This is a genomic window from Azospirillum lipoferum 4B, assembly GCF_000283655.1.
Lineage (GTDB): Bacteria > Pseudomonadota > Alphaproteobacteria > Azospirillales > Azospirillaceae > Azospirillum > Azospirillum lipoferum_C.
On record NC_016585.1, the window covers coordinates 757,501 to 770,551 of the forward strand.

At 67.4% G+C, this 13,051-nt stretch carries 10 protein-coding genes (1 of these 10 cut by a window edge); 6 read left to right on the forward strand and 4 right to left on the reverse strand.

The window, feature by feature from the left end; genetic code table 11:
- On the forward strand, nt 1-2,904 hold the 3' portion of the coding sequence (locus AZOLI_RS17120) for an AAA family ATPase (RefSeq protein WP_014188417.1). It extends 858 nt beyond the left edge of the window; the window shows 2,904 of its 3,762 coding nt (coding positions 859-3,762); its start codon lies off the left edge, out of view; the stop codon is at nt 2,902-2,904.
- A gap of 153 nt (nt 2,905-3,057) precedes the next feature.
- Here the strand turns inward: AZOLI_RS17120 and AZOLI_RS17125 are convergent, their stop codons facing one another.
- Nucleotides 3,058-3,900: an AAA family ATPase gene (locus AZOLI_RS17125; protein WP_014188418.1), complete on the reverse strand. Its 843-nt coding sequence runs from the start codon at nt 3,898-3,900 to the stop codon at nt 3,058-3,060.
- Nucleotides 3,901-4,195: 295 nt separating this feature from the next.
- Here AZOLI_RS17125 and AZOLI_RS17130 point away from each other — a divergent pair, with 295 nt between their 5' ends.
- A complete protein-coding gene (locus AZOLI_RS17130) occupies nt 4,196-4,906 on the forward strand; it encodes a hypothetical protein (protein WP_162488246.1) in 711 nt (236 codons plus the stop codon).
- 88 nt (nt 4,907-4,994) lie between these two features.
- On the forward strand, nt 4,995-6,152 hold the full coding sequence (locus AZOLI_RS17135) for a glycosyltransferase (RefSeq protein ID WP_162488247.1): 1,158 nt from the start codon (nt 4,995-4,997) through the stop codon (nt 6,150-6,152).
- On the opposite strand, the gene AZOLI_RS17140 is transcribed toward AZOLI_RS17135, so the two are convergent.
- Entirely contained in the window at nt 6,119-7,216 is a 1,098-nt protein-coding gene (locus tag AZOLI_RS17140; RefSeq protein WP_162488248.1) for a YheC/YheD family protein, read from the reverse strand. The genes AZOLI_RS17135 and AZOLI_RS17140 overlap by 34 nt on opposite strands.
- Nucleotides 7,217-7,493: 277 nt before the next feature.
- Here AZOLI_RS17140 and AZOLI_RS17145 point away from each other — a divergent pair, with 277 nt between their 5' ends.
- From AZOLI_RS17145 to AZOLI_RS17155, 3 genes are read left to right on the forward strand one after another with little or no spacing between them, the layout of a single operon-like run.
- Entirely contained in the window at nt 7,494-8,579 is a 1,086-nt protein-coding gene (locus AZOLI_RS17145; protein WP_014188422.1) for a hypothetical protein, read from the forward strand.
- Nucleotides 8,580-8,582: 3 nt separating this feature from the next.
- Complete coding sequence (locus AZOLI_RS17150; RefSeq protein WP_014188423.1) at nt 8,583-8,858, forward strand: acyl carrier protein; 276 nt, start codon at nt 8,583-8,585, stop codon at nt 8,856-8,858.
- Entirely contained in the window at nt 8,858-9,787 is a 930-nt protein-coding gene (locus AZOLI_RS17155) for a hypothetical protein (protein WP_014188424.1), read from the forward strand. Before AZOLI_RS17150 ends, AZOLI_RS17155 begins: the two co-directional genes overlap by 1 nt.
- 34 nt (nt 9,788-9,821) lie before the next feature.
- On the opposite strand, the gene AZOLI_RS17160 is transcribed toward AZOLI_RS17155, so the two are convergent.
- Together AZOLI_RS17160 and alaS are read right to left on the reverse strand one after the other, a co-directional pair.
- Nucleotides 9,822-10,154 (reverse strand): DHCW motif cupin fold protein, encoded by a 333-nt coding sequence (locus AZOLI_RS17160; RefSeq protein ID WP_014188425.1) that lies wholly within the window; start codon nt 10,152-10,154, stop codon nt 9,822-9,824.
- A gap of 78 nt (nt 10,155-10,232) precedes the next feature.
- The gene (gene alaS / locus AZOLI_RS17165) at nt 10,233-12,917 is read right to left on the reverse strand and encodes an alanine--tRNA ligase (RefSeq protein ID WP_014188426.1); all 2,685 of its coding nucleotides are present in this window, start codon (nt 12,915-12,917) and stop codon (nt 10,233-10,235) included.
- Nucleotides 12,918-13,051 lie beyond the last annotated feature (134 nt).

Genomic DNA, 13,051 nt, shown 5'->3' on the forward strand with positions numbered 1-13,051 from the left:
CGGGCATGGGTCGAGGCGGAGGGACGGCGCGGGGCGGCTGCCCGGCTGCGCGGGCTTCAACCGCTGCGGCCGCTGCTGGCCGATGCCGACCGGGCGAGCGGCGAAGCGGCCGAAGCGACCGCGGCGGTGGGACGCGCGACGGAGACTTGGGAGGCGGCGCGGCTGGCGGTGGAGGAAGCCACCGCCCGTCATGGCGACTCACGGCGGCGGTTCGAGGCTGCATGCGCGGAGCAGACCAAGGCAGAACCGGACTTTGAACGCGCGGCCGATCTGGATGGACGAATCACGGCGCTGACGAGCGAACAGGGAACTGCCGAGGCAGCGGCGAAGGCGGCGGCGCAGCGCAGCGGCACGGCGCGGAAGGCGGTGCAGGACATCGACACCGCCCTGTCGGCGGCACGCAACGATGCCGCGCGGCTTGAGGTCTGGCTGCGGGATCAGACGACCTTCGCCGTGGTCGCGAATCAGTGGGAGCGCTGGGACAGGCTGCTGGGACGCGCCATCGCCGATGGTCGAGCCTGGGAGGCCGCGACCCGCGAGCGTCAGCGGCTGGAACGGGAGCTTGCCTCGACGGAAGCCGCTGCGGAAGACGTGGAAATCAGGCTCGCCGACGCGCGGGAGCGCTGTCGTGCGGCCGAGAAAAAGCTGGAAACTCTGCGGAGCGAGGCGGCGCCGTCGCTCGACGAAGCAAGGCAGGCACGGGGCGAGGCCGGCCGGCGACGGGATGGGCTGCTGGCGCTGCTCGCCACCGGAGAGGCCCGCCAACGGCTTGCGACCGAGCGTGAAACGGCCGAACGGGACCGCCTGCAGCGGCTGGGCGAGGCGGAACGTGACGGAACGGCGGCGCGGGAGCTTGCCGAAAGCCGGGCCGGGCAGCGCGCTGCGGTCGAGGAGGCGGAACGGACCCTGCAACGGTTGCTGCTGGCCCAGCGCGAGGATGTGGAAAGCCTGCGCGGAAGGCTGGTGGAGGGCGAGGCCTGCCCGGTCTGCGGATCGGTCGACCATCCCTGGGCAGGTGCCGGCGTGACACCGCTCGGCCGGGTAGCGCAGGACCAGGAGCGGCACCTTGCCGAATTGCGCGAGACCCTGGCCGCGACGGTCGCCCGCCATGCCGCGCTGGAGGCGGCGGAACGGGCGGCGCGCAAGGAGGCCGACGGGCTGACGGCACGGCTGGCGGCTCTGGCGCGGGAGGCCGAAGCGCTCCAGCTCCGTTGGGCCGAGCAGACGGCGGCGGTCGGCTGGGAGGTTGAGGGCGGAACGCTCGCCGACATCCGTCAGGCGGTCGAAACGGTGGATCGGCGGCTTGCGGCCATCGCAGCCGACGAGGAACAGGCGCTCGACCATCGCCGGCGGCTGGATGCGGCACAGCAGGAGCATCGGCGGCTGGAGACCGCGGCGGCCGGGCTGGCAACGGAATGCGAAGCGACCCGGCAGCGGCTGGCCGACGGACGGCAGGCCTTGGCGCTCGCGGTGGCAGCGCTCGAGCGGACGGAGGCCGACCGGCAATCCGCTCTGGCGGAGTTGGCCGAAGGGTTGGCGGGAGAGGCGGAGTGGCGGTCACGGCTGGAGCGGGAGCCGGAGGACTACCGGGCCGGATTGGCGGCACGGGTGGCCGACTATCGGCAAAAGAGCGATGCGCTTGCCCTTGCGATCCGCGAGGTGGAGCGGGCCAGCGGCGAGCGGGCTGTGCAGACCGCCGAATTGGATGCCGCACTGCGGGCGGAGGAGGAGGCACGCGGGCGGGCCGGCGATCTGGCCGCGCGGCTGGCGGAGGCGCGGACAGCGCGCGGTGCTCTGCTGGGCGGGCGTCCGGTGGCATTGGTGCGCAAGCTGCTGGCCGGCGAGCGGCACGAGGCCGAAGCCCTTGTGGAGAAGGCCACTTTTGCGCGGCAGGATGCCATCGCCCGGCTGTCGGCAGCGGAGCAGGACCGCGAAACCCGCGGCGAGGCCGCCCGGCTGTGCGTCGACAAGGCCAGGGTGGCCGGGGAGCGGCTGGACCGGGCGGCGGCAGACCGTGGCGTCGGGCTGGAGGAGGTCCGCCAGCTGCTGGCGGCCGCCGAAAGCGAACTGGAGGCGGAAGAACTGGCGCTGGCCGTGCTGGAGCGGGCGCGTGGCGATGCGGCGCTGGTGGTTGCCGAACGGCGCCGGCAACGCGCTGAGCATCATGCGGCGGGCCGGCCGGCTCAGAACGCCGAAGAGGCCGCAGCCGCGGCGGAGAGCACCCGCGCGGTGCTGGAGCGGGACCGCGACCGGCTAGGCTCTGCGCGCGGGCGGCTGGAGGCCGACGACGCCAATCGGCAGCGGCTGGCCGGGCTGCGGGTGGCGATCGAGGCGCAACAGGCGCGCTGTGCCCTATGGGGCAAGATGGCGCAGCTGATCGGTTCGGCGACCGGGCAGAAGATGCGCAACTTCGCCCAGAGCCTGAGCCTCGACCTGCTGCTGACCCACGCCAACCGGCATCTGGAGGATCTTGCCCGCCGCTATCGGCTGGAGCGGGTAGCGGGGGCCGATCTGGAGATCCAGGTGGTCGACCGCGAGATGGGCGACGAACGCCGTGGCGTACACAGCCTGTCGGGCGGCGAGCTGTTCCTGGTGTCGCTGGCCCTGGCGCTCGGGCTGTCGGCGATGGCGGCGGGGACCTCGGGCGGGATCGGCACGCTGTTCATCGACGAGGGGTTCGGCACGCTCGATCCCGACAGCCTGGACGTGGCGCTGTCCTGCCTGGAAGCATTGCAGGCCGGCGGGCGGCAGGTGGGGGTGATCAGCCACGTTCCGGCGATGGTCGAGCGCATCGGCACGCAGATCCGCATCATGCCGCTCGGCGGCGGGCGCAGCCGGGTGACGGTGCAGTCGGTGGCGGGGACGGCGCTGGGGGTGGCTTTGGAGGAGGTGGAGGGGGTTTGAGGGGGAGTTGGTCGTGGCTGTTGCCCCCTCCCTGACCCTCCCCCGCTCACGCGGGAGAGGGAACTCCGCAGCACTCCCGCAAAGCTCCTACCTCCTCTCCCGCGAAGCGGGGGAGGGATGGGGAGGGGGCAACCGACCCGAGAACTCCGCCCCTCAACGCCCCCGCTTGGCCAGGAACGCCAGCCGTTCCAGCGTGTGCACATCCTGCTCGTTCTTCAGCAGCGCGCCGCACAGCGGCGGGATCAGCGTGCGGGCGTCCTTGGCGCGCAGGGTCTCGGGATCGACCTCCTCGACCATCAGCAGCTTGATCCAGTCCAGCAGTTCGGAGGTGGACGGCTTCTTCTTCAGGCCCGGAACCTCGCGCAGGTCGTAGAACAGGTTCAGCGCCTCGCGCAGCAGCGCGGCTTTCAGGCCGGGATAATGGACCTCGACGATGCGCTCCATCGTCTCGCGCTCGGGGAAGCGGATGTAGTGGAAGAAGCAGCGGCGCAGGAAGGCGTCCGGCAGTTCCTTTTCGTTGTTGGACGTGATGATGACGATGGGGCGCTTGGCCGCCTTGATCGTCTGGCGGGTCTCGTAGACGTGGAACTCCATGCGGTCGAGTTCCAGCAGCAGGTCGTTGGGGAACTCGATGTCGGCCTTGTCGATCTCGTCGATCAGCAGGACCGGCGGCACCGGCGCCTCGAAGGCTTCCCACAGCTTGCCACGGACGATGTAGTTGGCGATGTCGTGGACCTTCGCCTCGCCCAGCTGGCTGTCGCGCAGGCGGCTGACCGCATCGTACTCATACAGGCCCTGCTGCGCCTTGGTCGTCGACTTCACATGCCAGGACAGCAGCGGCCTGTTCAGAGCGCGGGCGATTTCCACCGCCAGCACGGTCTTGCCGGTGCCGGGCTCCCCCTTCACCAGAAGCGGCCGCTCCAGCGTGATCGCGGCGTTGACCGCCACCATCAGATCGTCGGTGGCGACATAGCGGTCGGTGCCGGTGAAGCGCATTTCGATGACCTCGTCCTTTCGCGTGCCAGACAGTCTTGCCATTCCCGTTCCAGCTGGCAAGCCCCTGCGAACTTGGCGTTCGGATGCGCCGATTCTCCGCCGGGCGGTCATATTTCTTTTCGTTTCATCGTCACCCTTGCCAATTGCCTCCATTTGGTCGAAGAGATTAAGGGAACGCTCAATGATCGCGGCGGCGGGCCAACGAGAAAAGAGAACTGGAAGGTTTTCATGAACGAGTCCAGCATCTGAAGTGTTCGATTAGCGTGACACGCAACAACGAAACCGTAAATCATTGATGAGCAATCGCATCGTTCTTGTTTGCGGAATGTTCAGCAGCGCTTCGACCTGGACATTCAATGTCGTGGTGGATCTTCTTCGGCTGACCACTCCCTGTCACGTCGCATTCGCCGCAATCCTGAATGGTGAAACACGGTTGCCAACACCGCCGAATGGGACGGCGCTGGTGCTCAAGACCCATGGCTGGGGCGATCCGGCAGCCTTCCTGGACCGCCACCCGGACATCCGCTGCCTTGTCACCATCAGGGATCCGCGCGATGCCGTGGTGTCGCTGATGCAGCGCTTCGACTACGGCTTCGACCATGCCCTCAGCTATGCCGCACAGGGCGCAGGCGGGATCGTCGGCGCTGCATGCCAGCCGGAAAGCCTGCTGCTGCGTTACGAAAATGGTTTCATGGACCAAGCCATGACCATCGGCCTGATCGCCGCCCATCTCTCTCTCCAGCCTTCGGCTGCCGAGATGGAAGCGCTGTTCCAGCGGCTGCGACCCGACGCGGTGCAAGCCACCATTGTCGAGGCCGAGCTGAAGAACCGCTTTCCCAAGGGGTTGCCCCCCGGCGAAACCGCCGATCCTGCGACGCAATGGCACCCCGGCCATATCGGAGACCGCCTGATCGGCAAATATGCCCGGTTCCTCGACCAGACGAGACAGACGGCGGTGGTCGCGCGGATGGCGCCCTACATGGCTCATTTCGGCTACGGAACATAGCATGTCCGTTCCGGCCGCGCCGACCTTCCCGCCTGCGCCCAAGACCGTCGTCGCTCTGGAGGGAACGACCTTCCACGGACCGGAGGCCATGACCGGCATCGGTCGTTATGTCCGCAACATGGCCCGTTGCCTCGCACGCATCCATGCCGACGAGGGTACCCGTCTCATCGTGACGCTCGGGCGGTTGGCGCATGCACCGCTGCTCGCGGCGACGGTCGCGAACGATGTCCACGCCCATCTGTTCCAGCCGTTGATTCCCGGCCGCCCGTCCGATAGACCCGCAAGACAGGTCGGGTACCGCGAAACTCCCGAGGCACTGGAAGACGATCTGGTCGCCAGGGGGGCGACCGTCTATTTCGATCCGAATCCCTTCGCCATGTACAAAAGCTTCTTCGCACCCAGGCTGCTGGGTCATGCGGCGATGATCCACGATCTGGTACCGCTGAGCTTCCGCTCGGCCTATCTGGACCGGTGGCCGGACCCGTTGAAGGCCGAATATATGAGGCGTCTCCTCCATTTGGCGGAAAAGGCCGATGTCCTGTTCTTCCCGTCGCATGCGAGCGCCGAGGAGTTCCACCGCCATGTCCGCCCGCGGGCCGGGATGACGCTGTGCGTCACCGGCGAAGGGGTCGATCCGGTCTTTCTCGCTTCGAAGACGGAAATGGAGGCGTACGGTCATATCCCGGCGAATGGCCGCCCATTCATGCTGATGGTCTCGAACCTGACGGACAGGCGCAAGAATCTGGGATTCACTTTGACGGCCTATCATCATTTCCTGCGGTTGGCCGCCCCGACCCGCCACGCCGGGATGGGTTTGGAAATCGTGATGCCTTCGGATGCGCTCATCGATCAGGCGCAGGCCCATTGCCGCGCGCTGGGAATTGCCGGACAAGTCCGCTTCCGCATCGCCGTGTCCGACGACAGCCTGTGCCGGCTGTACCACGATGCGGCCCTGCTGGTCTGCCCCTCCGCCGCCGAAGGGTTCGGATTGCCGGTCATCGAGGCGCTGGCCTGCGGCACGCCGGTGCTGAGCAGCAGCAGGACGGGGTTGGCCGAACTGCAATGCGACGGCTGGATCATGCCGGCCGACCTGTCGTCCGAGCTGGCGCTGGCCGAAGGCATGCTACGGGCGGTCGACCGGCCGCGCGGCGATCCCGAGGCGGCGCGCCGCTACGTCGCACGGTTCGACTGGAACGAGGTCGCCCGACGGACTTATGGGGCCCTGTCCGCGGCCAGACGCTCATGACCCGTCGTCCCGCGGGCGACCGCCATCGCATAGCCGATCATATGCTCGGCACGGGCATGTTCGTGCAGGCTGCTCTGCGGGAAGGCGTTGACCTCGATCGCCCACAGCCGGTCCCGCTCATCCAGGGCCAGATCGATGCCCAGTTCCGACAGTGGCAGCGGTTTGGTCGCATCGACCAGCTTGGCGATTTCCATCGCCAGGGCCACGATCCGGTTCCCGAGTTCAGCCGCCTCCGCCGCGTTCCGCCGCACGGACAGGAAGCCGTCGATCGGCCCCTGGTAGCCGCCCTGGCTGATGTTTGTCAGGAAACGTCCCGCCTCGGCCAGCCTGACATAGGCGCGGGTGACGCCCCACTCGCCATCGGCCCGCCGCTGGACATGAACCCGGATATCGGCGGAACGGCCATCGACCGCGACCGAATGGATGAATCGCTGCACCAGATAGCGGCGATACCGCAGTCGCCCGGCGATGCGCGCGCGGACATGGTCGACAATCTCGCTCAATGTCCCGCGGATCGTGCCGCCGGCATGCTGGACCTGCCAGGTATTCCCGCTGCCGGTCTCCCCATCGCCGTTTTCCCGATGGATGAACTGGATGCCGAAGCCCCGGCGGCCGTCGACCGGCTTCACGACGGCACTCCCGTGTTCCAGGAAAACGGCCATCAGCGTGGCATCGATGGCGTCGGGCGGAATACCGACGGTGGGAATGGCGTGCGGCAGCAGGCTGCTGCCACACAGGAGCTCGTGAAAAGCCAGCTTATCGAGGCCGGAGTCGGCGATGACCGGACGGCTCCGGCGAATCCAACCGTCCAACTCCTGCCAATCGTCATCCGCCCCGCTCTTCACCACGACCACATCCGGCAGAGAGAACCAGCCGGAACTCCAGCCGGCGGGCGTCCAGCGCTCCCCCGCGATCAGTCCCTGCCGCCGGTCCCAGGACGATCTGTCGAGCAGCACCAGCTCAGCGCCCTGCAACGCCGCCTCCGCAAGCAATGCCCGCAGCCTCGGCTTGGGAAACAAATCATGCGGCTGATTTTGATAAGATATGAAACCGATCCGGATCATCGACGATAGCTCTTGTCGCAGTTATCAATCTTATATATTGCGTTTACCCGACTCTGACCGCTATGATATCGAACTTTATACACGATCATATTTACAGGAAACAGTGATTTCTTCAGATTGGGGAATGGCAACAGAATGACATCGGATCGTCTCACAAGAGTGGTCCTCGCGCCGCCCGACGCGCTCAGGCGGACAAAGCCCACCTGCTACCCGCCGAACGGATGGGTGAGATATCCTGCCTGCCCCAGCTTCCCGCTCCTTTGACGAAGAGTGGACGATGGACGACCAGACTGACTCGCCCGACGATTATCACGCGATCTGCCTGCGAGCCGCAGCCCATGCCCGCGGATGGGCAACGCGCTACGTCCAGGGTGTCTACAGCCGCTTCCACCCCCATCCGTCACGCTGGCTGCGGGTCGAAGTCGGTGGGCGAGGCTATCTGTTCGCGTCCGGCATGCTGCTGATCGAAGGCGCAGATCCATGGCGCAGCCTCGGCCTGCACATCAATGAAGACGCCATCCTGCTGACCTGCGACAAGCGGAGGGCGAAGGACTTTCTCGAGGCGCAGGGTTTCAGCACGCCGGCCGGGCGGCTGTTCCGCCGTACCGACCTGCCAGCGGCGCTGGACGCCTTTCCATCCTTTGCAACTCCGGTCTGCGTCAAGCCCAACCAGGGCAGCAAGGGGGAGTTGGTCTTTCCCAGCATCGGCGACCGCGCCCGCTACGAACGGGCGATCCGGCGGGTCGCGGCCCAGCACCGAAAGATCCTGGTCGAGGAGAGTGTGAGCGGCCAGTTGATCCGCTTCTTCTACGTGCGGCCCCGGGTGGTCGCGGTCAAACTGAGCCGGCCGGCCAGCGTCGTCGGCGACGGGATCGCCAGCATCGCGCAGCTGATCGAAGCAAAGAACGAATTGCGCCAGCGGCGGGCGGTGCCTGGCCATTCCGACATCCAGGTCGATGACGATCTCCGCGACTTCCTGGCGATGACCGGCCGCGATCTGGCCGATGTGCCGGCGCCGTCGGAACGCGTCTTCCTGCGCGGCACCTCCAACGGCGCCACCGGGGCGGACAGCATCGACTGCCGCCGGGACCTCCACCCATCCTACAGCGACGTGATCGCGGCGGCCTGCAACGCGGTGCCCGGCCTGAACCTGACTGCGGCCGACGTAATGATCCGGGACCCGTCGCTGCCGGCGCAGCGCGGCAACTATTGGATCCTGGAACTGAACCGGAATCCCGGCATCACGCCCTACCATTTCCCCTGGCGCGGTGAAGAACAGGACGTTGCCGGAGCGATCCTGGATTTCCTGGCGCAGGGCGCCGCGACAGCCTCCACCCCACCCGCAACATCCTGCGAAGAGTGACCGATGACCGCAACCGTTCCCCCCGACCGCGATGCCCTGCAACGCTGGATGATGGCCTATCTGGCGACCATCTGCGGGTTTGCGGCAGACGCCATGGACCCCGGCCAGCCTTTGGCCGGCTACGATCTGGATTCCGTGGATGCCGTGGAAATGGCGCTGGAAATGGAAAAGGCGTTCGGCATCGCCCTCCACCCGGAAACCTTCCTGGAGAGCCGCAACTCGGTCGCCGCCATCGCCGACACCCTGGCGGGCCGGGACGCCGGTTCGCCGCAGGTCTGATGGCAACGGATATTCCAGCCTGGATCCATGCATCCAACCAGCCGCCCGCCGGGTCGCTGACCACACTGGCGGACCCGGCGGCCGGCAGCGAACAGCGCCTGAACGCCTGCCAGTCCCTGATCCAGAACGGTGTCATCCACTGGACCCTGCCGCATGCCGAAGCCCTGTGCCGGATCCCCGAGGTCGCCGAACGGGCGGAACAGCTGGTTGCGCTTTGCCGGATCCTGTGGGACTGCGACCTGACCGCTCCCGCGGCGATTCCGGCGACGCTGGCCCGCGATCCGGCCGCTGGGAATTACTGGATGGTTCCGGCCGGCTCCACCACCACCCTGCTCGCCTTCACCGGGCGTGCCCGTCGGCTGTCGGTTTCCGTCTATCTGATGCAGCGGATCCTGGAACCATTCGGCGTCAACGTCATTTATCTGTTCGATCCGGCCGACAGCTTCTACATCGGCGGCATCGGCGGACGCTGGACCGGACTGGAGGCGACGGTTGAACTGCTGCGCCAGCTCTGCGAGGGCTTCGGCACCCGCAAGCTTTATTGCATCGGCCAATCCACCGGCGGTTACGGCGCGCTCCGCTACGGGCTGGACCTCGGCGCCGAAGCGGTTCTGGCCTTCTCGCCGATGATCTGGCAGGTCATGCGGCCGCGGCCGATGGCTCGCATTTCCCAACTGCTCGGCCGTCCGGTGGACGCCGAGGAGGTCGATCTGCGGCATCTCTATGCTGACCGGGCGCGGCGCCCGCGCGCCCGGATCGTCTGCGGCGGCGACAATGCGGGCGATCTGCGCTCGGCAGAAATGCTCGCCGGCCTTCCCGGCGTCGAGCGTCATATCCTGCCGGGAGTCCGCGACCATGCGGTCATCACGACCCTGCTTCAATCCGGCCATCTGCGGCGGATGATCGGGGAGTTTCTCGGAGCGGAGTGACCGCCCGGCCCCGCTGTCCCGGATTGCCGGCCGCTCAGTCGACGATGAACAGGGTGGCGCCGATTTCGGTCGATGACCGGTGCGGGTGATCGCCGAAATCGGACACCTGATAGCTCATGCCTGCGGTCAGGACGAAGCGGCGGCCGTCCTTCAGTTCGGTGATCAGCTCACCGCTGACCACGAACAGCACATGGCCGCGGTCGCACCAATGGTCGGCCAGATAGCCCGGCGTGTATTCGACCATCCGCACCCGGAGTTCTCCGGCGCGGAATGTGCGCCACAGAGCCTTTCCGGTCTCGCCCGGATGTTCGGTGACCGGAACGGCGGCCCAATCGGTCACGGTGAAGGGCAGAGTGGGCAGTTCCATCGCCGGACCTCGGCAAAAAATGCGGCAATGACAGAAAAACGGCCCCCGGAGCGAATCGGGGGCCGGATTTCATCAGGATCAGGAGGCCTTCTTGGCCGCGATGGCCTTTTCGATGGCCTCGACCGCAGCATGGGCCAGCGAGGCGTCGGGGCCGCCGGCCTGGGCCATGTCCGGCCGGCCGCCGCCGCCCTTGCCGCCCAGCGCCTCGGCGCCGACGCGGACCAGATCGACGGCGCTCAAGGTTCCGGTCAGGTCGTCGGTCACGCCGATGACGATGGAGGCCTTGCCTTCGTTGGACGCGATCAGCACCACGACGCCGGAGCCGACCTGCTTCTTCAGCTCGTCGGCCATCGGCTTCAGGTCCTTGGCTGGCAGGCCTTCGACCACGCGGGCGGCGAACTTGACGCCGGCGACGTCCTTGGCATCGTTGCCGCCGTCGGCCTTGGCGCCGCCACCCCCCATCGCTCCACTAAGGGCAACCTGCCGGCGCAGGTCGGCCAGTTCGCGCTCCATCTTGCGTCGTTCCTCGACCAGGACCGCCACGCGGGCCGGCACCTCGTCGGGCTTCACCTTCAGGACGCTCGCCGCCTCGGTCAGCAGATGGTCGCGCTCGGACAGCCACGCCTTCGCGCCGGTGCCGGTCAGCGCCTCGATGCGGCGGACACCGGCGGCGACGGCACCTTCGGAGACGATCTTGAACACGCCGATGTCGCCGGTGCGGCGGACATGGGTGCCGCCGCACAGCTCGATGGAATAGTCACGGTCGAGCTCGCCATGCGGGCCGCCCATGGAGACCACGCGGACCTCGTCGCCGTACTTCTCGCCGAACAGGGCCATGGCGCCCTGGGCGCGCGCCTCGTCCGGGGACATCAGGCGGGTGACGACCTCGCTGTTGGCGAGAACGCGGCGGTTCACCTCGTCTTCGATGGCGGCGATGTCGGCGGCGGACAGGCCGGTCGGCTGGCTGATGTCGAAGCGCAGACGCTCCGGCGCCACCAGCGAGCCCTTCTGGGTGACATGGTCGCCCAGCCGGTGGCGCAGCGCCTCGTGCAGCAGGTGGGTGGCGGAGTGGTTGGCGCGGATGGCGGAGCGGCGCTCGCTGTCCACGCGCAGTTCGACCACGTCACCGACCTTGAGCGTGCCCTTGGTGACGGTGCCGACATGGGCCCACACCGCGCCCAGCTTTTTCAGCGTGTCGGAGACCGCGACCTCGGCCCCGCCGGCCGAGAAGATCACGCCGGCATCGCCGACCTGACCGCCCGATTCGCCATAGAAGGGCGTCTGGTTGACGACGACCATCACCTGATCGCCGATGGCGGCGGCCTCGACGCGGGCATCGCCCTTGACGATGGCGGTCACCTTGCCCTCTGCCACCTCGGTGTCGTAGCCGAAGAACTCGGTGGCGCCCAGCTCGTCCTTGATCTCGTACCACAGCTTCTCGGTGCCGACCTCGCCCGAGCCGGCCCAGGATTCGCGGGCCTTGCGGCGCTGCTCGTCCATCGCCGCCTTGAAGCCGGCCTCGTCGACGCCGCGACCCTGGCCGCGCAGCACGTCCTGCGTCAGGTCGAGCGGGAAACCGAAGGTGTCGTACAGCTTGAAGGCGACGTCGCCGGCCAGCGGCTGGCCCTCGCCCAGATGGCCGACCTCGTCCTCCAGCAGGCGCAGGCCGCGCTCCAGCGTCTGCTTGAAGCGGGTCTCCTCCAGCTTCAGTGTCTCGACGATCAGGGCGCGGGCGCGGTTCAGCTCCGGATAGGCATCGCCCATCTGCTGGATCAGCGCCGGGACCAGACGGTGCATCAGCGGCTCACGCGCACCGATCATGTGGGCGTGGCGCATGGCACGGCGCATGATGCGGCGCAGCACATAGCCGCGGCCCTCGTTCGACGGCAGCACGCCGTCGGCGATCAGGAAGGAGGTCGAGCGCAGATGGTCGGCGATGACGCGGTGCGACACGGCATGCGCGCCGTCCGGCGCGGTCTTGGTCGCCTCGGCCGACGCCATGATCAGCGCCCGCATCAGGTCGATGTCGTAATTGTCGTGCTTGCCCTGCAGGACGGCGGCCAGACGCTCCAGCCCCATGCCGGTGTCGATCGACGGCTTGGGCAGCGGCACCAGATTGTCCGGACCCAGCTGTTCATACTGCATGAACACGAGGTTCCAGATCTCGATGAAGCGGTCGCCATCCTGGTCCGGGCTGCCCGGCGGGCCACCGGCGATGGACGGGCCGTGGTCGAAGAAGATCTCGGAACACGGGCCGCAGGGGCCGGTGTCGCCCATGCGCCAGAAATTGTCGTCGGTCGGGATGCGGATGATGCGGTCGTCCGACAGGCCGGCAACCTTGCGCCAGATCGCCGCCGCGTCCTCGTCGGAGGTGTGGACCGTCACCAGCAGCTTGTCGGCCGGCAGGCCGTATTCCTTGGTGATCAGGTTCCAGGCGAACGCGATGGCGTCGTCCTTGAAGTAATCGCCGAAGGAGAAGTTCCCCAGCATCTCGAAGAAGGTGTGGTGCCGCGCGGTGTAGCCGACATTGTCCAGGTCGTTGTGCTTGCCGCCGGCGCGCACGCATTTCTGCGAGGTGACCGCGCGCTTGTAGGGCCGCGTCTCGGCACCGGTGAAGACGTTCTTGAACTGGACCATGCCGGCGTTGGTGAACATCAGCGTCGGGTCGTTGCGCGGCACCAGCGGTGACGAGTCGACTTTCTGATGGCCCTGCTTGGCGAAGAAATCCAGGAACGTGCGACGGATGTCGTTGGCGGTCTGCATACGGTCAAGGCTCCGGGTGCGCGGCTAAGGCCTTCCATTGGCCGAACCGTGCTTTTAGCGCGAGAATGGCGGCGTGTCCACGACGGACGGATTATTACCCTGCGTCACAGCAGACAAGCGGCGGCAGACGGCAG